This window comes from Vibrio sp. S17_S38, assembly GCF_014694375.1.
GTDB lineage: Bacteria > Pseudomonadota > Gammaproteobacteria > Enterobacterales > Vibrionaceae > Vibrio.
Genome location: NZ_JAAUWW010000005.1, coordinates 25,663 through 44,873 on the forward strand (window position 1 = coordinate 25,663; position 19,211 = coordinate 44,873).

The following is a 19,211-nucleotide window of genomic DNA, read 5'->3' on the forward strand; positions in this document are numbered from 1 at the left end:
TTTTTCCTTTGAGAACTTTGTGTTGTGGTTACTGTCTTGATTAAGCTAATTTCTTCCAGATTTGAATATCATCAAAGACTTAATTTGGCATTGTATGCAAGTAGACCACAAAAACGAAGAAATGATTTGGCTTTAAAGTGAATTATCTTACTTAATCTTAAGTCATTTGCTTAATTTTATATTAAATTAAGCAAATAGTTGGTATTTAAAAATTAAAGTGACTTTCTATTCGTTGGTTTTGTGAGGGGATTAATATTTTGAGTCAAATAAAAAAAGAATGGTTTTTGGTTGCGATGGTGATCGCTATGATCTTGGCCGTGTTGATTCCTGAGTTTGGTCGTTCTGGCGGGATTTTGCACCTTGATAATGTCACCGAAGTCGGAATTGCTTTAGTTTTCTTTTTACATGGTATCGCGTTATCACCAAAAGCATTAAAAGATGGAGTGAATAATTGGAAACTGCACCTTTTTATTCAGGCCGCTACTTTTGTTGTTTATCCATTGTTATGGGTGATATTTGGCCACGGTATGCAATCGATCATGCCCGCTGCGCTTGCATTTGGCTTCTGCTTTTTATTTGTTTTACCTAGTACCATTTCATCTTCTGTCGCGATGACTGCGATAGGTAAAGGTAACATGCCGGGAGCGATATTTAACGCCTCCTTATCGAGCATTCTTGGGGTTTTTATTACCCCATTTCTAATCCAGTTTTTTATGGGGTTGCAAGGCGCTCAATTAAACATGATGGATTCGATCCTTTCGATATCGAAACTTCTTTTACTTCCTATGATATTAGGGCAAGTATTGCGCCCTTTATTATTTTCTTGGATTGAAAAGCATAAAAATGTGACGGGTAAGTTGGATAAATACGTCATATTACTGATTGTCTATAATGCCTTTAGTGACTCCGTATCAGAGGGGATTTGGCATAACTTCTCTATTGATTATCTGATTATGTCTTTAGCTATTTGTATGGTAGTTCTATTTTTTATTATTCAATTGATGCGCTGGAGTGCCAAAATATTGGGCTTTAATCATGCCGATGAAGTAGCTGCAGTATTTTGTGGTAGTAAAAAAACGTTAGCTGCCGGGATCCCTATGGCAAAAGTTATTTTTGGTGCGGATCCACGATTGGGAATGATACTTCTGCCTATTATGATTTATCATCCATTACAAATTTTTTATTGTGCAATTTTAGCGAACCGTTATCAAAAACACGCATTAGAACTCGAATCAAAATAGGGCGATCAATATGAACGTAAATTTGAATCAAGAATGGTTAGTACTTATTAAAGAATACTCGCAATGGATCATCACGGTTGTCATCTTGATGGTTTACCCTGTATTGCGCCGAATTCCAGCTAAGATATTTTTAGGCAGTATGAAAGCGGGGATTAATACTCATCGTAAACAACGTGCGAGGTTATTAATTAATTCAATTACCTCCATCATAATTATTACGATTTTATTATTATCATGGGGTTTTGATTTTCATGGCTTGCTGGTGGTTGGCTCATCCATGTTTGCTTTACTTGGCGTCGCCTTATTTGCAGGTTGGTCGTTGCTGAGTAATTTAACCAGTTTCCTTATTCTGTTCGGTCAAAATGATTGTCGAGTTGGGCGTTGGGTTCGAGTAGTTGATGGTGCAAATTACATTGAAGGTGAAATCACCGAGATGGCATTTATGAGTGTGCAATTAAGAAATATAGATGGGAATACAATACTGTACCCAAACAATTTATTTTTAACTCGCCCTGTCATTGTTTTAAAAAAAGTGCCACAACCGGATTCTGCTGCAGATAGCACAAAAACCGACAGCACAAAAACCGACAGCACTAAAGTGGATGTTATGAAGGTGGACAACAAACAAGTTGAGAATAAAAATGAATCAAAATTGAGTTGAACCCTATTTTTGTGATTTAAGTCATGAAAATAATGTACAAATGAATGTCTATCGACAATAATACGCCGCTTTTCTTATCCAGTTCATATTTTAACCAGGTAATATTATGTCGACGCCAAACTCTACAACTCCAGCAAATCCAGCACCATTAGGCCTAATGGCTTTTGGTATGACTACTATTTTATTAAATCTACACAACGTAGGTTTATTCCCATTAAGCACAGTTATTCTTGCTATGGGTATTTTTTACGGCGGTATTGCACAAGTTATCGCTGGTATTATGGAATACAAGAACGGTAATACTTTCGGTACCACAGCATTTACTTCTTATGGTATGTTTTGGTTATCGCTTGTTGGCTTGATTTTAATGCCAAGCATGGGATTAGGTGAGGCAACATCTGCGCACTTCCTTGCTTCTTATTTAACTATCTGGGGTATTTTTACTGGCTTTATGTTTATTGCTACTTTAGCTCGCTACCCTGTGGCAAAACAAACTGTATTTGGTAGCTTAACCGTATTGTTCTTCTTGCTTGCTGCTGGTGACTTTACTGGCAATACAACGATTGGTCATATCGCTGGTATTGTTGGTTTATTCTGTGGTTCAAGTGCTGTTTACCTTGCTATGGCGACTGTGATTAATCATGAATTTGGTCGCACAGTATTGCCTATTGGCGAGAAGAAAGTAAAAGCAACCGTTGATTTGATTAAAGCGGCTGCATAATAATTATTTCCCAATTAATATTTTATAAAACATAATCTATTGATCGGCGACTAAAGTTAAAGCCTCAGTTCATTCATTTGGATTGAGGCTTTTTTACTGCCTATGGTTTGTATCTCGATGGATAGTGAGCGTTAGAATGGATTTTACTTTTGCTCTGTAATACTATGTAGCAGCACCACTTTGTTGGTGTTAACAATTTTATTAATTATTCTCAGGGCGGGGCGCAATTCCCCACCGGCGGTATATAAAGCAATATGATCTTAAAATCATTGAGATCGTAGTTATAGTGACTTTATGAGCCCGCGAGCGCTTGATTTTAGGATCAAGGTCAGCAGATCTGGTGAGAAACCGGAGCCGACAGTGATAGTCTGGATGGGAGAGGATAAATAACACTTGGTATTATTACTGAGTGTGTTTGACGTTTAACGATCGTTATATTATTGATATAGCGGCGTTTAACCCCTTCTGAAAAATTGCCCTGATTCTGGTACCTACAGGAGCTTTACCATGAATCAGAACCAACCATCTTTACTTGCCGAATACGGTAACCCAATTGAACGTGTCGAAGCTGCGCTTATTGCCTTACAGCAAGGTAAAGGCGTACTTGTGCTTGATGATGAAGATCGCGAAAATGAAGGCGATATGATTTATTCAGCAGAAACATTAACCGATACACAAATGGCGTTAATGATCCGCGAAGGTAGTGGGATCGTGTGCTTATGTTTGTCCGATGAGCAAGCGGAGCAATTAGAATTGCCACCAATGGTGATTAATAACAACAGCCAAAATCAAACTGCATTTACCGTATCTATTGAAGCAAAACAAGGTGTGACTACGGGCGTATCAGCAGCAGATCGCGTGACGACAATCAAAACCGCTATTTTTGCAGATGCAAAACCAAGTGATCTTGCTCGCCCTGGACATGTATTCCCATTACGTGCGCGTAAAGGCGGTGTGTTAAGTCGTCGTGGTCATACAGAAGGCACAACAGACTTAATGCAATTGGCCGGTTTGAACCCTGCAGGTGTGTTATGTGAAGTAACTAATCCTGATGGCACAATGGCGCGAGCGCCAGAGATCGTAGCTTTTGGTAAATTGCATAATATGCCAGTACTAACCATTGATGACATTGTTTTATATCGCGAAGCTTTGATAAAAAAACAAGCGTAAAAATACAATTATAAGACTGTAAAAGCTACTTTGTCCGTTTAAGTTCATTTCTTAAACTGTGACAAAGTGGCTTTTTTCTTTATCTGACTTAATTTTTATTTAAGTATTATTTTTCAGGTGGGAAGTCGTTTAAAATCTCGTCGACCGTTTCTTTTGTGATTTGTGCTTTTTCTTCCCCACCATCTGTGAATTCAAAATTACGATTACCACTCCAGATCACTTTATTGTTCTCTGCATTGTGAATATCGATTTGAATATTCTCTAGCTTCTTGTTGTCACCAATCGGCATACTAATCCCTGTTCCGATACCAATCGCGCCTAAACCTCCACCAAGACCTAATCCTATAGAGGGTTTGCGTTTGTTATTCTGCATTTTTCCACTGGTAAATGTCACAATAAAATCTGCAGGATCTGATTGTTGATAGTCACGAGCGGTGAGATTATCAATAATTGCCTTTTGAATTCGTTCAGTTGTGAGAGTGTCAGAGGTTTGCTTTGGAGCCTGAAGGCTAAATGAATGAAGTTGGTCGAAAGAATAATTAAGATCGTAATCTGGCTTCGGTTGACTGCTACATCCAGATAAAAGTAGAGCGGTACAAGCAAGAGCAGAGAGTAATTTCATCATATTTCCTCTATGGCGAATGGCTTTCTAAAAGTGAAGGTGCCTTCATGTTCAATTTTAGCTTATAAGTGAATCATGTTAGATGAAATTTTAACGGTTGGTTGTCATATTGCGGTGAGCATACTGTATCAATAGATAGTAAAAAGGCGTAGCAAGGATTAACCTGCTACGCCTTTCTATATATGGTGGCCCCTCCCAGACTTGAACTGGGGACCTAACGATTATGAGTCGCGCGCTCTAACCAACTGAGCTAAGGGGCCAAATTGAGGGACGATTATAGGGGAATGAAGCAAGGGTGTCTAGAGGCTACATAGACCAATTCTGTTTAGTTTCTGCCCACTTAAACCAATATTTTATGCTAGATACAAAAAAGGTGAGCAATGCCCACCTTTTCGGTTTTATTTTCTAGCTTGAAACTAGATTTTTTATTCGTCGAGGAAGCTGCGCAATGTTTCTGAACGGCTTGGATGACGAAGTTTACGTAAAGCTTTTGCTTCAATCTGACGGATACGTTCGCGTGTTACATCAAATTGCTTACCAACTTCTTCTAAAGTGTGGTCAGTGTTCATATCGATACCGAAACGCATACGAAGTACTTTTGCTTCGCGAGGCGTTAGGCCAGCAAGAACATCTTTAGTGGCGAACTTCAGGCTGGTCGCCGTGGCTGAATCTAAAGGCAATTCAAGTGTGGTATCTTCAATAAAGTCACCTAAGTGAGAATCTTCATCATCACCAATTGGCGTTTCCATTGAGATCGGCTCTTTGGCAATCTTTAACACTTTACGGATCTTATCTTCAGGCATTTGCATGCGTTCAGCCAGTTCTTCTGGAAGAGGCTCACGGCCCATTTCTTGAAGCATCTGACGAGAGATACGATTCAATTTGTTAATGGTTTCGATCATGTGCACTGGGATACGAATCGTACGTGCTTGGTCTGCAATTGAGCGTGTGATAGCTTGACGAATCCACCAAGTCGCATAAGTTGAGAACTTATAACCACGACGATATTCGAATTTATCTACCGCTTTCATGAGGCCAATATTACCTTCTTGGATGAGATCCAAGAACTGTAGGCCACGGTTGGTGTATTTCTTCGCGATAGAAATAACTAGGCGTAAGTTAGCTTCAACCATTTCTTTCTTAGCACGACGAGCTTTGGCTTCACCAATAGACATGCGACGACTAATATCTTTAATGTTTTGGACATTAAGCGATGTTTCTTCTTCAATGGTTTTTAGCTTGTAGATACAACGGCGAAGATCTTCTTCGCTTTGTTTGATCTTTTCTGCGTATGGTTTACCTGAAGCAAGAATGTCATCGAGCCATGTGTCAGAAGATTCGCTGCCAGTAAAGGCATTAACGAAAGCTTTCTTTGGCATTTTTCCGTATTCAACAACGGTACGAATAATCAATCGCTCTTGAGTGCGAACGCGATCCATCGAGTTTTTCAAACCATTAACGAGGTAATCAAACTGTTTTGGGATCAAACGGAATTGACGAAATACGTCTAAGAACTCTTGTTTGCTGCTCGCGATTTTTTTACTTTCACGACCATGTTCATTGATTGATAGCTGTAGATTTTGATAAGTATTTCGTAGCGCAGTAAAACGCTCTAAAGCAAGCTCAGGATCGATGCCTGTGTCTTCCTCTTCTTCGTCCTCGCCTGAATCGTCGTCCTCATCATCGTCATCATCACTGTCATTATCACTAACGGTTAGTTCTGAACCAATGTGGGTTGCTGTTGGTGCAGCATTACCATCATCATCAGGATCAACAAAACCGGAAATAATATCCGTTAAGCGAAGCTCTTCAGCTTGAACTTTATCAAATTGTTCAAGAATATAAGAAATGGTGCCTGGGTATTCTGCAACCGAACACTGCACTTGATTGATGCCATCTTCAATGCGTTTAGCAATGTCAATTTCACCTTCACGAGTTAATAGTTCAACCGTGCCCATTTCGCGCATATACATACGCACAGGGTCAGTTGTTCGGCCAATCTCACTTTCAACACTTGAAAGTGCGGCTGCTGCAGCTTCGGCAGCATCTTCATCTGCTACGGCTTCATTCAACATTAGATCGTCCGCATCTGGTGCGGTTTCAACGACTTGGATACCCATGTCGTTAATCATTTGAATGATGTCTTCTACCTGCTCTGAATCTACAATTTCTTCAGGTAGGTGGTCATTTACTTCGGCGTAGGTCAGATAGCCCTGTTCCTTACCTTTTGCGACAAGTAACTTTAGCTGTGACTGCGGATTTTGATCCATCGACGATATCCAACTTGAGGTCTGAGTGAAGAGTATTAGTATGCGAAATGCAAACCGCCAATTATAACAAATTTAATTATTGCTGACCAGTTGGGTATTAGCCGTTGGTCGTAGCATCTATTTAGGACGCTGAAGAGTTAAATCATTCAGTTCCTTTTTCTCCTCGACTGATAAGCCGGAGCTTCTTTGCTTTGCTTGCAATACTTCAATTTGTTTATTAATACACTGAGTAAATATGTTATCCAATGTATCTAAAAAAACATCTTGTTCATTATCATCATTGAGGGGAATATCCCAACTTAATAGTCTTGATAATAATGATTCTATTTTTGTTTCTCGCCAGTTTTCCATCAACTGACCGGACTTGATATGGGGATTTTCTCGACAAATATCAAGTACGTTTAATAATAAACTTAATCCCGGTAAGTCTATATGACTAATACTGGTTAAATCTGGTACTAATTTAGCATAGCTGGGTTTTTGCAAAAGCAGAGCAATAACCACCCGCATTGGCGTTATTTGAATTTTTTCATGTGGCTGAGGTGTATTGTGTTGTTGTGTATTCTTAGAGATCAACTGTTGGAGTTGTCTTTCATCGAGTAAACCAAGCTTCTTACCGAGCAAGTCTCTCAAGTATAGTCGCAATGTACCACCTGGGACTTTTTCTATCAGAGGAACAACCAAAGCTGTGAGTTTAGTCTTACCTTCATTACTGCTGGTATCCACTTGTTGCATCAAGGTGCCAAATAAAAATTCAGACAATGAAGTTGCATGAAAAATTTGTTGTTCAAATGCATCTTTACCATGCTGACGAATATATGTATCAGGATCTTCGCCATCGGGCAAAAACATAAATTTCAGTTGTCGCCCATCATTTAAATAAGGTAAGGCGTTTTCCATGGCTCGCCAAGCTGCTTCTCGTCCAGCGCGGTCTCCATCATAGCAACATACTACGGTGCCGGTTTGACGATACAATAGTTGCATATGGTCGCCAGTGGTAGAAGTCCCAAGAGCAGCTACTGCATAATCGACACCATATTGAGCCAATGCAACCACATCCATGTAGCCTTCAACTACTAGAATTTGAGCTGGATCTTTATGGCTTTGCAACACGTCATACAAACCGTAAAGTTCTTTGCCTTTATGGAATACCGGGGTTTCTGGTGAATTGAGATATTTAGGTTTTTCATCACCTAGCACTCGGCCACCAAAACCGATGACTCGGCCACGACGATCCCGAATAGGGAACATAACTCGACCACGAAAACGATCGTAGCGGTTGCCTTTCTCGTTTTCAACCAGCATGCCACCTTCAACTAGCATGTCTTGAATATGATTTTGTTGGCCAAAGTTTTTACGTACGCTATCCCATTCGTCAGGGACATAACCTATGCCAAATTTTTGTACGATTTCGCCTGATAGGCCACGATTTTTTAAATACTCAATCGCAGGTTTATTGGCTCCCAATTTAAGCTGGGATCGATAGTATTGGCTAATACTGCCTAATAGATCGTACAGATTACGTTTTTGTTCAGCGTTGACTTTTGGGGTGTCAGTTTGAAATTCTTGGCCAGTTGCGGTTTCGCGTGGCACTTCTAAACTGAGTTTACTGGCAAGCTCTTCAATGGCTTCTACAAACTCAAGACGCTCATACTCCATTAAAAAACTGATCGCATTACCGCTAACACCACAACCGAAGCAATGATAAAATTGTTTGTCTTGGCTAACGTTAAAAGATGGAGATTTTTCGTTATGGAAAGGGCAGCAGGCGGTGTAGTTCTTCCCTTGCTTTTTGAGTTTTACACGCGGATCGATAACATCGATAATATCGGTGCGAGATATAACATCATCAATAAAGCTTCGTGGAATTCTTCCAGCCATAGAGAAGTTTGAATCCTTAGAATACAAACAAGCCGTGCGATTCTTGAAGAATGCACGGCTCATTAAAACTTAAGCTTGGGAAATAAAGTGGCTTAAATTTAATTAAGCTAATTTAGAACGAACTAAACCACTGACTTTACCCATATCTGCACGACCTTGAAGTTGAGGTTTTAGAACCCCCATTACGTTACCCATGTCTTGCATGCCCGCAGCACCAGATTCAATAATAGCACTATCAATAAGTGCGATGACTTCTTCTTCACTTAGCGGTTGAGGCATAAATTCCTCAAGTACGATAATTTCTGCTTTTTCAGCATCAGCAAGATCTTGACGATTTGCTGCTTCATATTGCGTAACAGAATCACGACGTTGTTTAACCATCTTAGTCATTACTGCAATAATGTCTTCATCGGTAAGCGTAATTCGCTCATCGACTTCACGTTGCTTAATGGCTGATAGAGCTAAACGAATAGTGCCAAGGCGTAATTTATCCTTGGCTTTCATCGCTAATTTTTGCTCTTCTTTGAGTTGTTCAATCAGAGCCATAACTCAGTCCTTAATTGGAGTAAGTTATTAGTACAAGCGAACGCGACGTGCGTTTTCGCGAGCTAATTTTTTAGCATGACGTTTTTGAGCCGATGCTTTAGCGCGTTTACGAACAGTTGTTGGTTTTTCGTAATGCTCACGACGACGCACTTCAGAAAGAACACCTGCTTTTTCACAAGAGCGCTTGAAACGACGTAATGCTACGTCAAACGGTTCGTTATCACGTACTTTAACTACTGGCATATGCCTTTCACCTCAGGGGTTATTCATTAATGCTGATTTTTTAAATCGACCCTAAAAACTAGAATGGATATTAATCAGCTAGATCAAAAATGGTGCGGAATTTTAATCCGATCAAGACCTATTTGTAAAGCATTATCAAGGTAAGATCTGGTTAATTTTTTTCCGAGGCGGTAAGATTACCCATAATTTAAGAAAAATCAACTAGTCGACATCATTGGTCGTGAGAAATTTATGCGTATTTTAGGTATTGAAACATCATGTGATGAAACAGGCATTGCTATTTTTGATGAAGAAAAGGGGTTATTGGCTCATAAATTATATAGCCAAGTGAAGCTGCATGCAGACTACGGTGGTGTAGTCCCTGAGCTAGCTTCACGTGATCATGTTAAGAAAACTATCCCGCTGATTAAGGCTGCATTACTAGACGCAGGGCTAACTTCTAAAGATATTGATGGTGTGGCTTATACTGCAGGGCCTGGTTTAGTTGGAGCTTTATTAGTGGGAGCAACCATTGGACGCAGCCTCGCTTATGCGTGGGGTGTTCCTGCTGTACCTGTACATCACATGGAAGGACATTTATTAGCTCCTATGCTAGAAGATAATCCACCTGAGTTTCCATTTGTTGCTTTACTGGTTTCTGGCGGTCACACCATGATGGTTGATGTTCAGGCGATTGGTGAGTATAAAATTTTAGGTGAATCTATTGATGATGCTGCCGGTGAAGCATTTGACAAAACGGCCAAGTTAATGGGCTTAGATTACCCCGGGGGGCCGTTACTATCTAAGTTAGCGGAAAAGGGGACCAAAGGTAGGTTTAGATTTCCTCGTCCAATGACCGACAGACCTGGCTTAGACTTTAGTTTTTCTGGTCTAAAAACCTTTGCTGCTAATACTATCCGAGACAATGACGATGATCCGCAAACTCGCGCCGATATTGCTTATGCGTTTCAAGAGGCAGTGTGTGACACATTAGTGATTAAGTGTCGTCGCGCATTAGAGCAAACGGGTTTAAAACGGATTGTCATTGCTGGCGGAGTGAGTGCTAACAAGCAATTACGAATATCATTAGAAGCGTTAGCGAAAAAAGTAGGTGGTGCGGTGTATTATCCGCGCACGGAGTTTTGTACCGACAATGGCGCAATGATTGCTTATGCCGGCATGCAGCGCTTATCTCGTGGTGAATTACATAATGCTGAGTTAGTAGATTTATCTGTAGAAGCACGACCTCGTTGGCCAATTGATGAGCTAAAACCACTCTCTGAATAATATGGTATTGAACAAATAATATGCGATAAACAAAACGGCAGCCAATAATAAAGGCTGCCGTTTTATTTGTTTTTTATGGGAATATTAACGTTAGTTTTTCGGTTTTACTTTCGGCTCGCTGCCATCAATCAGGCGCTTAATATTTTGATAATGTCTAAAGATTATTAAGCATGAAAGCATCGCAACAGGAATAGTATATTGGGGCTTAACCATCCAAGTATAAAAAGGAGCCAGCAGTGATGTCACGACAGCTGCAAGAGAGGAATAGCGGCTAAAGAAGAAAGTTAGGATCCAAGTTGTCATTACCATTCCAGTTAAATCCAATCCAATTGGAGCCATCGTCCCCAATGCAGTTGCAACTCCTTTACCACCCTTGAAATGAAAAAATAGTGGGTAAATATGCCCAAGGCATGCCGCTAAGCCAATAAAACCGAGCATTAGTGGTTGAATGTTAAGAAAATAGCTTGCCCAAACCGGCAGCATTCCTTTTAGCACATCACATAATAATACCGCGACTGCAGCCCACTTACCGCCCACTCTTAATACATTGGTTGCACCAGGATTTTTTGAGCCTTGGGTTCTAGGGTCTGGAAGATGACAAACACGGCAGATCAGTACTGCACTCGAAATAGATCCGAGTAAATATGCGAGAATGATCATTACCAGTACCACGATGCTCATTGTCTTCCTTGGAGGTAGTGTGATGTAAGATGGTTTTATAGTATATTTCTGCATCTTACGTGTTTTTATGCTACTTGGGTATCCGATCAGTTACTCTCATAAGTAAAAACTAATCAAAAGGAATCAACATGGCTTTAGATAAAGTATTTATCGACCAATTAGAAGTAATTACTACCATTGGCGCTTATGATTGGGAGCAAGAGATTAAGCAGAAGTTAGTGCTTACTATTGAAATGGCTCATGATAACCGAAACCCAGGTAAAAGCGATGATGTCGAAGATGCTCTGGATTACGCTAAGGTCAGCCAAGCGGTGTTAAACCATATTGAAGGTGGACAGTTTCTATTAGTTGAGCGTGTTGCAGAAGAGGTGGCGCAATTAATTATGAAACGCTTTTCGGTTCCTTGGGTTAAAGTTCATTTAACTAAACCAGGCGCAGTACCACAAGCAAGAGGGGTGGGAGTCATCATTGAGCGCGGTTGTTTGTGACTTTAGCATACATTGGTATTGGCAGTAATATCGAGCGTCGTAAACATATTCAAGCAGCATATCAAGAGCTTAATAATGTAAGTAATTACTTACGTTGCTCGAGTGTTTATGAATGCGATCCTGTCGGGTTTGAGAGCCACGCTTTTTATAATGCAGTTATCGAAATTGATACGCCATTATCCTTGATTGAATTACAACAAAATTTGAAGAAAATTGAATTCAAATGGGGACGCACGGCTAACGCTCAGAAATTGCAAGATCGAACACTTGATTTGGATATTCTTTTATTTGGTGATGTTGTTTCTGAGCATGCACCAGTTATTCCTCGCCGCGATATCTTTGATTATGAATTTGTACTCCTACCATTATTTGAATTAAACCCGCAGCTTATTATTCCTAATGATGGAAGATGCATTGAGCAAGTGTGGGAAAAATTTGAGAATAAAGGGAGCTTAAAAGCAGTAGAGTTTGATTTTAGGTAATGAAGTACGGGGCTGGTTGGTAAGTAAAAAAATAGAGAGCTCGAATGAACCCTCTATTTAGGATTGGTGTTAACTATTTAAGATAGATTAATGAAAAGTTATGATGAGCTTTATGCCCAAGTGAATCCGAGTATTGGTGGAACTAGTAGTAATAAACCAAATAGAATACGGTAAACACCAAAACCAACAAAAGTGAAATTAGCTAAGAAACGGATGAATAATTTGATTGAAAAATAGGCCACAATAAACGCGGTGACAAAGCCAACAGCTAAGTTGATGAAATCAGCGCTAGTGAAGTCTTGATAATGTTTCAATAAATCATAACCTGAAGCTGCTGCCAAAACAGGCAAGCCGAGTAAAAAAGAAAACTCAGCACAGGTCTTACGGTTTAAACCCACCAACATAGCACCAATAATGGTTGAACCTGCGCGACTTGTCCCCGGAATTAATGCAAAAATTTGTGCAAAGCCAATCCATAACGCTTGTTTCATTGATACATCATTTACATCTACGGTTGGGCAGTTTTCTTCTTTATAGAAACGCTCTACACAAATAAATATAATACCGCCAATAATAAACATAATGCCAACGATGGTGACACTAAACAGTGCTTTGACAATATCGCTCATTAAGAAACCAATAATACCAATTGGCAAAAAGGCCACCGCCACTTTTACCCATAATGAGAAATACTTTGGATGAAATTTTTCTTTATAGTTGGCAATAACCGCTAAAATAGCCGCGACTTGGATAATCACTTCAAAGGCATTGTTATTACTGGTATTGGCGATGCCTAACCAATCACCAATGACGATCATATGTCCAGTTGAAGAAATAGGTAAAAATTCGGTTATACCTTCAACAATGCCTAAAATAATGGAGTCAAAAATGGTCATGCTAAATTAATGTCCTTGTATTGCCGTTATTTCATCAGAGAAAATAGGCAGTAATAAAATGTTAAAATTATGCGCACTTTGCCTTGCTATGGATAAAGAATCAATCCTATAACCCTACTCTTTACAAGACTTTGATGTAGCAATGGATCGTGGTTTTTATCGTTGGTTGTTTATACTCGTTTTACCTAAGGTGACTATTGTTCTTGAGATAAGACTTGTTTCACTTGTTCAATACTGATTATGCGTTGCTGATCCAGTTCATCTCGAATAGCCTTACCTTGAAAACCTTGTTGAAGAATATTACTCACATCAATCGCTTGAGCTGCGTGATAATAGCGGCGTAAGCGATGATATTGCGGATAAGGCTGAAGTTCTAAGCCTTTTCTTCCTTGGTGATCGGCTTGGCAGCATAATAATATTTGCTCAAAACGTTCAGGTTTACGCCATGCATCTAGTTGATTGAGTAGTTTGAGCGCAGTCGATGCTTTTAGTTCAGCTGCGCGATGAATATTTGAGTGATGTTGGCAAACTAACAAGGCTAACTCTCGGCTTTCATTAGGTACTTTAATTCGATTACATAATGCTTTAATTAATGTGAGCCCTGTATGACAATGCATTTTATGACTTGGCCATTCAGATTCTGGTGTGACACCTTTTCCTAAGTCATGGACTTGAGCGGCGAAGCGAACACTCACTTCCAAGCTTAATTTTGCAGCCTGTTCGGCGACCATTAAAGTGTGAATGCCCGTATCGATTTCTGGGTGCCACTTTTCTGGTTGAGGGACACCAAATAGCGCATCGATTTCCGGTAATATGACTTTAAGCGCCCCGCAGTCTTTTAATGTTTGTAAGAAGATCTGTGGCGCTGAAGTGGTTAACGATTTATACCATTCCTGCCAAACTCGCTCTGATGTTAAGTGAGATAATTCTCCGCTGCTGGTAACCGTTTTCATTAATTCTAGTGTTTCAGGTGCGATCGTAAATCCTTGCGGTGCCAATTTAGCGGCAAAGCGCGCCACGCGTAACACACGCAATGGATCTTCGCTAAAAGCAGGAGAAACATGACGTAAAATCTTATTGTTAAGATCGATCTGACCATGATATGGATCATACAACTTGCCTTGTTTATCTTCGGCAATCGCATTAATGGTGAGATCTCGGCGAGCTAGATCTTCTTCTAAAGTCACATCCGGCGCATAGAAGCATTCAAATCCGGTATAGCCTTGACCTGATTTTCGCTCGGTGCGTGCTAGCGCATATTCTTGCTGAGTTTTGGGATGTAAGAAGACAGGGAAATCTTGACCTACAGAGCGAAATCCTTGATCGATCATTTGTTGTGGTGAACTACCAACCACTACCCAATCTTGATCATGGCTTTCAATGCCAAGTAGCTTATCTCTAACCGCGCCACCAACTAAGAATATTTCCACATTTAAACCTTTCAACAAGAGTGAATAATAAAGAGTGGTCGATTCTAGCAAGAAAGCTAGGCGCTGCCATGCTGCATCTATAAATAACGATCGTATTAGTGTAATTTATACCACATTAGATACTGGATCTGCTGACGATTTGAGAGTAATGCATGTACAAGGACTTTTTTGGCCTATCAGAGCTGCCGTTTACCATAGTACCAAGTTCGCGTTACCTCTTCTTGAGTGCGCGTCACCGGGAAGCGATGAATCATCTGCAAGCGGGATTGGGTGGTGGCGGTGGCTTTGCATTACTAACCGGAGAAGTGGGGACTGGGAAAACTACAGTATCAAAAGCGCTGCTTGCGGTATTAGAAGATAATATTAAAACCGGCTTATTGTTAAATCCAACTTATACCGGATCGGATTTATTAGAAGCCATTTGTGATGAGTTTTCGATTGAATATCAAGAATCTGCGTCATTAAAACAGTTGACCGAATCCATTTATCGCTACTTGATTAACAACCACGGTCAAGGGCTGCAAACATTATTACTCATTGATGAAGCTCAGCATTTATCGGCCATGGTGCTTGAACAGTTACGTTTATTGACTAATCTTGAAACCGAAAGCCAAAAGTTGCTCAAAGTGTTATTAATTGGGCAACCTGAATTGCAATATAAGTTACAAACCGAAGAATTACGTCAACTAGCACAGCGTATTACGGGTCGTTATCATCTATTGCCATTAACTTCTCAAGAAGTGGCGCAATACATTCAATTTCGTATTCAAGTGGCTGGCGGAAGTTATGACATGTTTACAGCCAAAGCCATCAAGCATATCGCCAAGCAAACCCATGGTGTGCCACGTCTAATCAACTTAGTGTGTGATAAATGTTTGCTGTATGCCTATTATGGCGGTGAGCCTATGGTTTCTGGCGTTATAGCGGAAAAAGCTTGTGCGGATGTGATGATTTTTCAGCGACCAATGCCAGCAAATTCGGTCATGAACCCTCATGTTTCAGGTGTAAATAGCCCGGTAAATATGAAAACTGGCAAATCTTGGGTTGCTTATGGGGCAAGCTTAATTGGTGGGTTAGCTTTGGCTGTTTTGGTTTGGTTTTATGCTCCGCAATGGTTAGCTCCTGAGTTTGATAGTCAGTTATCTCAAAGTATGGAAGCTCAAGATAAATCAGCACCATCAGAATTGGCTCACGATGTTATAGCCTCTACGAGGAAAGCAATAGCTCAAGATGGAGAACAAACGCAGGTGGATAAGTCAGCGGAATCTCTTATCTCGCCATACATTAAACAAAGCCATAACCCTATTAATGCCATGCAGACTTTGTTTGGTTTATGGGGATATCAAGTCGAAGCAAAAGAAGCAAATTGTCGCCAAGCTCCAAGAGCGGATTTATATTGCTATCAAGGTACGGGGAATTTAAACCAATTGGCGGTAATTAATCGTCCAACCATGCTGACCTTGCAAGCCAACTACCAAACTTATTTTGCTATTTTGTATCGAGTTAATGAATCCAGTTCTCAACTGTTATTAGCGGATAAGCGAATTGAAGTACCGAATGAGTGGTTGAAAAAACACTGGAACGGTGAATATCAGCTGTTATGGCATAGCAAGATGGCGGACCAAGTTTTAAAAATCAATGATACAGGCGAATATGTTTCCCAGTTAAACAAAGAGTTGTCCCAAGCTCTGGGTGGGGCATTATTAGATACTACAATTTTCAATCAAGATATGAAAAGCAAAGTAGAAGCTTTTCAAATGTGGCAAGGTATTAACGTTGATGGTATTGCAGGTAAAGAAACCTTAATGCTTTTAGATAGTTATACAAACCTTGATGCTCCAAGGTTAATGGGCAGTATTGATGGTAAGTCTCAGCATTTCAATGGGAATAAAAGCTAATGTCTGAAGTAATGAAAGCCCTGCAACAATCTGAGCAAGCTTATCGGTCTCAATTATCTCCTAAATCTGAGGGTAGTTATCGCTATTTAGCCATCGAAAAAACGCCTCATAAATGGCTTGTAGTGTCTTTATTTATACTGCCTTTTTTATTGGTGTTGTTATTTCTATTGGTCTACCCGTTAGTTCAATCACCAAAAACAATCGAAGATATATCTTCATCGAAAAATATTAATCATAAGCAAAATCTACAAGTGCATTTGTTACCTTTCCCTAAGATGAAAGATTTACAAGTATTGCCAGAAGTGAAGTTTCAACCGAAAGTAGTCGATAATATTCAGGCTAAAGCTTTGTCAGTGAAAACCCAGGCAGCTAAAACTGAGCCTCAAGGCCGCGTGATTAAAACCACACAAATTAATGCATCATCGGAAAAAAATCAGGCTTGGAATGTTGATAATATTGATATGTCGGGAGTATCTCCTGATATTGTGGCTCGTTTTAAGCAAGCGATGCTAACGGAATCACAACTGGATCCGCAGCCTCGCTCAAAGGTAGTAGCACCTAAATCCGAACCTCTGAAGAACCCAAGCTTTGATGCACCGATGATCAATTTAGTCGGAAATGAAAAAATATATCAAGGCAGGTTACCTAAGATGAATTTTGAAACTCATATGTATTCATCTAAATTGACCAGTCGCTGGATAAAAGTGAATGGGAGCAATGTACATGAAGGCGAGTGGATAGTGGATAAGCTTGTTAAGCTTGAGAAAATATTACCGGGAAGTCTTGTGGTGCGTTTTGATGGGCAGAATGTGCAGATCCCAGCATTATATGAATGGGCTGGTTAACGACTATTCAGTTGAAACTACGATCATCGTTTCTATAGATCAGTAAAATAGCGACCGAAATGTCGCTATTTTTTTGCCTGTTCAATTATGCAAGCTAAGAACTATTATTCTTTATGTAATCGTTACCCTTATGATAATGGCGACAGATACCTGCATTTTTATTGATAATCTGTATTTAGAGTAATGTTTGAAAGCTTTTTGGTGTTAGAATCCGCCCGTTTGTTTTTTATATATCAGAAAGGATGGCTTATGTTTCAGGTTTTACAAGGTGCACAAATGCTATTTGTTGCATTTGGCGCACTGGTATTAGTGCCATTATTGACGGGGCTTGATCCTAGCGTTGCTTTATTTGGTGCCGGGATTGGGACTTTAATTTTTCAAGTACTGACTAAGCGAAGCGTTCCCATTTTTTTAGCCTCTTCTTTCGCTTTTATTGCACCTATTATGTATGGCATTCAAGCTTGGGGTGTTCCAAGTATGTTGGGCGGTCTTATGATGGCTGGCGCGGTGTACGTTGTACTTGGCGTCGTGATTAAAGTTCGCGGTGTAGGGTTTATTCATCGATTATTACCGCCTGTTGTTGTCGGTCCTGTGATCATGGTAATAGGTTTAGGGCTTGCACCTGCTGCGGTTAACATGGCTTTAGGAAAAAGTGGTGACGGCGGCGTACAAATTGTTGCTCATGATGCGGCATTATGGATTTCGGCCATTTCTCTTATTGTGACGATAACTCTGAGTGTTTTCGGCAAAGGATTTTTTAAACTGGTGCCGATCATAGGTGGCATTCTTTCAGGCTATTTAACGAGTTTGTTTTTTGGTGTGGTGGATTTCACACCAGTTCATCAAGCCGCTTGGTTAGCTCTGCCGAACTTTACGTTCCCTGAGTTTAATATCAATGCGGTATTATTTATGATCCCTGTTGCTATCGCGCCTGCGGTTGAACACGTGGGTGATATTCTCGCTATCTCAAATGTGACAGGAAAAGATTACCTTAAAAAGCCAGGTTTGCATCGCACTATGATGGGCGATGGATTTGCAACCATGGCTGCAGCTATGTTTGGCGCTCCACCCAATACCACTTATTCTGAAGTGACTGGCGCAGTTATGCTAACCAAGGCTTTTAATCCAGTGATCATGACATGGGCCGCGGTAACGGCTTTAGTTTTAGCTTTTGTCGGTAAATTAGGCGCAGTTTTACAAACCATTCCGGTTCCTGTAATGGGCGGAATTATGATCCTTTTATTTGGTTCAATTGCTGTCGTTGGTTTGAATACGCTGATCAAAAATCAAGTGGATTTACATAAATCACGTAATTTGGTGATTGTGGCGGTGACGTTGATTTTTGGTATTGGCGGTATGGCATTTGGTATCGGTGAGTTTAGCCTGCAAGGTGTGAGTTTATGCGGTATTGTCGCGATAGTCTTGAATCTAGTGTTACCAAAAGATATTGGTGACAATCATATTGTTGATAATGCGCAAATAGAATCTGATTCTACTCCAGGTTGAAGTCAAGCTAAAAGTTCGATTGAAGCGAAACTGTAAATTGAGAGCTAAAAAGAAATTGAGAGCTAAAAAGCGATCCTAGGATCGCTTTTTTATTGTTGATTACATCTCAGACCAACCATCAGAATCGGACATATCGGGCGCGCCGGGAATCGATTTTTCTTCATCTGCCCATTCACCAAAATCAATCATTTGGCATTGTTTGCTGCAAAAAGGGCGATAGGTACTCATTTCTCCCCAAACCACGTTTGTCTGGCAAGTTGGGCATTTAACGATGGTCACTTTTTTTGGGGTGGTGTTGGTCATAATATTAGCTCTGTATTGTGATGCATCTAAAACATGCGTCATAAAAAGATGAGCCGAAGTG

The 19,211-nt window shown here is 40.2% G+C and carries 19 protein-coding genes, 1 tRNA gene and 1 riboswitch; of the genes, 10 read left to right on the forward strand and 10 right to left on the reverse strand.

Annotation, left to right across the window (positions count from 1 at the left end; all coding sequences use genetic code 11):
- The first annotated feature begins 248 nt into the window (after positions 1 to 248).
- The 4 genes from HC725_RS05365 (at position 249) to ribB (ending at position 3,793) form a co-directional block, all read left to right on the forward strand.
- On the forward strand, positions 249 to 1,241 hold the full coding sequence (locus HC725_RS05365; RefSeq protein ID WP_190330904.1) for a bile acid:sodium symporter: 993 nt from the start codon (positions 249 to 251) through the stop codon (positions 1,239 to 1,241).
- A gap of 10 nt (positions 1,242 to 1,251) precedes the next feature.
- Positions 1,252 to 1,902 carry a mechanosensitive ion channel domain-containing protein gene (locus tag HC725_RS05370; RefSeq protein ID WP_190330753.1) on the forward strand — a complete coding sequence of 217 codons (651 nt, stop codon included), beginning with the start codon at positions 1,252 to 1,254 and terminating at the stop codon, positions 1,900 to 1,902.
- Positions 1,903 to 2,008: 106 nt separating this feature from the next.
- Positions 2,009 to 2,623 carry an acetate uptake transporter gene (locus HC725_RS05375; RefSeq protein WP_190330754.1) on the forward strand — a complete coding sequence of 205 codons (615 nt, stop codon included), beginning with the start codon at positions 2,009 to 2,011 and terminating at the stop codon, positions 2,621 to 2,623.
- Positions 2,624 to 2,826: 203 nt separating this feature from the next.
- Positions 2,827 to 3,011: riboswitch (FMN riboswitch) on the forward strand.
- Between the two features lie 119 nt (positions 3,012 to 3,130).
- Positions 3,131 to 3,793 (forward strand): 3,4-dihydroxy-2-butanone-4-phosphate synthase, encoded by a 663-nt coding sequence (gene ribB, locus HC725_RS05380; RefSeq protein ID WP_190330755.1) that lies wholly within the window; start codon positions 3,131 to 3,133, stop codon positions 3,791 to 3,793.
- 106 nt (positions 3,794 to 3,899) lie between these two features.
- Here ribB and HC725_RS05385 read toward each other — a convergent pair whose 3' ends face one another.
- From HC725_RS05385 to rpsU, 6 genes are all read right to left on the reverse strand, one after another.
- Complete coding sequence (locus HC725_RS05385) at positions 3,900 to 4,418, reverse strand: DUF4136 domain-containing protein (protein WP_190330756.1); 519 nt, start codon at positions 4,416 to 4,418, stop codon at positions 3,900 to 3,902.
- 180 nt (positions 4,419 to 4,598) lie between these two features.
- Positions 4,599 to 4,675: transfer RNA gene (locus HC725_RS05390), tRNA-Ile, on the reverse strand.
- 165 nt (positions 4,676 to 4,840) lie between these two features.
- Positions 4,841 to 6,685, reverse strand: a complete 1,845-nt coding sequence (gene rpoD / locus HC725_RS05395; protein WP_190330757.1) for an RNA polymerase sigma factor RpoD — start codon at positions 6,683 to 6,685, stop codon at positions 4,841 to 4,843.
- Positions 6,686 to 6,802: 117 nt separating this feature from the next.
- Complete coding sequence (gene dnaG / locus HC725_RS05400) at positions 6,803 to 8,566, reverse strand: DNA primase (protein WP_190330758.1); 1,764 nt, start codon at positions 8,564 to 8,566, stop codon at positions 6,803 to 6,805.
- A gap of 102 nt (positions 8,567 to 8,668) precedes the next feature.
- Positions 8,669 to 9,112: a GatB/YqeY domain-containing protein gene (locus HC725_RS05405; RefSeq protein ID WP_190330759.1), complete on the reverse strand. Its 444-nt coding sequence runs from the start codon at positions 9,110 to 9,112 to the stop codon at positions 8,669 to 8,671.
- Positions 9,113 to 9,139: 27 nt separating this feature from the next.
- Positions 9,140 to 9,355 carry a 30S ribosomal protein S21 gene (gene rpsU / locus HC725_RS05410; protein WP_190330760.1) on the reverse strand — a complete coding sequence of 72 codons (216 nt, stop codon included), beginning with the start codon at positions 9,353 to 9,355 and terminating at the stop codon, positions 9,140 to 9,142.
- A gap of 231 nt (positions 9,356 to 9,586) precedes the next feature.
- Between rpsU and tsaD the strand changes: the two genes are divergently transcribed.
- Positions 9,587 to 10,621 (forward strand): tRNA (adenosine(37)-N6)-threonylcarbamoyltransferase complex transferase subunit TsaD, encoded by a 1,035-nt coding sequence (gene tsaD / locus HC725_RS05415; protein WP_190330761.1) that lies wholly within the window; start codon positions 9,587 to 9,589, stop codon positions 10,619 to 10,621.
- Between the two features lie 90 nt (positions 10,622 to 10,711).
- Here the strand turns inward: tsaD and plsY are convergent, their stop codons facing one another.
- Complete coding sequence (gene plsY / locus HC725_RS05420; RefSeq protein ID WP_190330762.1) at positions 10,712 to 11,302, reverse strand: glycerol-3-phosphate 1-O-acyltransferase PlsY; 591 nt, start codon at positions 11,300 to 11,302, stop codon at positions 10,712 to 10,714.
- 128 nt (positions 11,303 to 11,430) lie between these two features.
- Between plsY and folB the strand changes: the two genes are divergently transcribed.
- Entirely contained in the window at positions 11,431 to 11,790 is a 360-nt protein-coding gene (gene folB / locus HC725_RS05425) for a dihydroneopterin aldolase (protein ID WP_190330763.1), read from the forward strand.
- Positions 11,787 to 12,272, forward strand: a complete 486-nt coding sequence (gene folK, locus HC725_RS05430) for a 2-amino-4-hydroxy-6-hydroxymethyldihydropteridine diphosphokinase (protein WP_190330764.1) — start codon at positions 11,787 to 11,789, stop codon at positions 12,270 to 12,272. Before folB ends, folK begins: the two co-directional genes overlap by 4 nt.
- Positions 12,273 to 12,382: 110 nt before the next feature.
- On the opposite strand, the gene HC725_RS05435 is transcribed toward folK, so the two are convergent.
- Both HC725_RS05435 and HC725_RS05440 read right to left on the reverse strand, forming a co-directional pair.
- On the reverse strand, positions 12,383 to 13,168 hold the full coding sequence (locus tag HC725_RS05435) for an undecaprenyl-diphosphate phosphatase (protein ID WP_190330765.1): 786 nt from the start codon (positions 13,166 to 13,168) through the stop codon (positions 12,383 to 12,385).
- 194 nt (positions 13,169 to 13,362) lie between these two features.
- Positions 13,363 to 14,598 (reverse strand): multifunctional CCA addition/repair protein, encoded by a 1,236-nt coding sequence (locus HC725_RS05440; RefSeq protein ID WP_190330766.1) that lies wholly within the window; start codon positions 14,596 to 14,598, stop codon positions 13,363 to 13,365.
- A 152-nt stretch (positions 14,599 to 14,750) separates the two neighbouring features.
- Between HC725_RS05440 and HC725_RS05445 the strand changes: the two genes are divergently transcribed.
- From HC725_RS05445 to HC725_RS05455, 3 genes are all read left to right on the forward strand, one after another.
- Positions 14,751 to 16,496: an ExeA family protein gene (locus HC725_RS05445; protein WP_190330767.1), complete on the forward strand. Its 1,746-nt coding sequence runs from the start codon at positions 14,751 to 14,753 to the stop codon at positions 16,494 to 16,496.
- The gene (locus tag HC725_RS05450; RefSeq protein WP_190330768.1) at positions 16,496 to 17,341 is read left to right on the forward strand and encodes a general secretion pathway protein GspB; all 846 of its coding nucleotides are present in this window, start codon (positions 16,496 to 16,498) and stop codon (positions 17,339 to 17,341) included. The genes HC725_RS05445 and HC725_RS05450 overlap by 1 nt, the downstream gene beginning before the upstream one ends.
- Before the next feature lie 249 nt (positions 17,342 to 17,590).
- Positions 17,591 to 18,847: a uracil-xanthine permease family protein gene (locus HC725_RS05455; protein ID WP_190330769.1), complete on the forward strand. Its 1,257-nt coding sequence runs from the start codon at positions 17,591 to 17,593 to the stop codon at positions 18,845 to 18,847.
- A 99-nt stretch (positions 18,848 to 18,946) separates the two neighbouring features.
- Here the strand turns inward: HC725_RS05455 and yacG are convergent, their stop codons facing one another.
- Positions 18,947 to 19,150: a DNA gyrase inhibitor YacG gene (gene yacG, locus HC725_RS05460; protein WP_190330770.1), complete on the reverse strand. Its 204-nt coding sequence runs from the start codon at positions 19,148 to 19,150 to the stop codon at positions 18,947 to 18,949.
- Between the last annotated feature and the right edge of the window lie 61 nt (positions 19,151 to 19,211).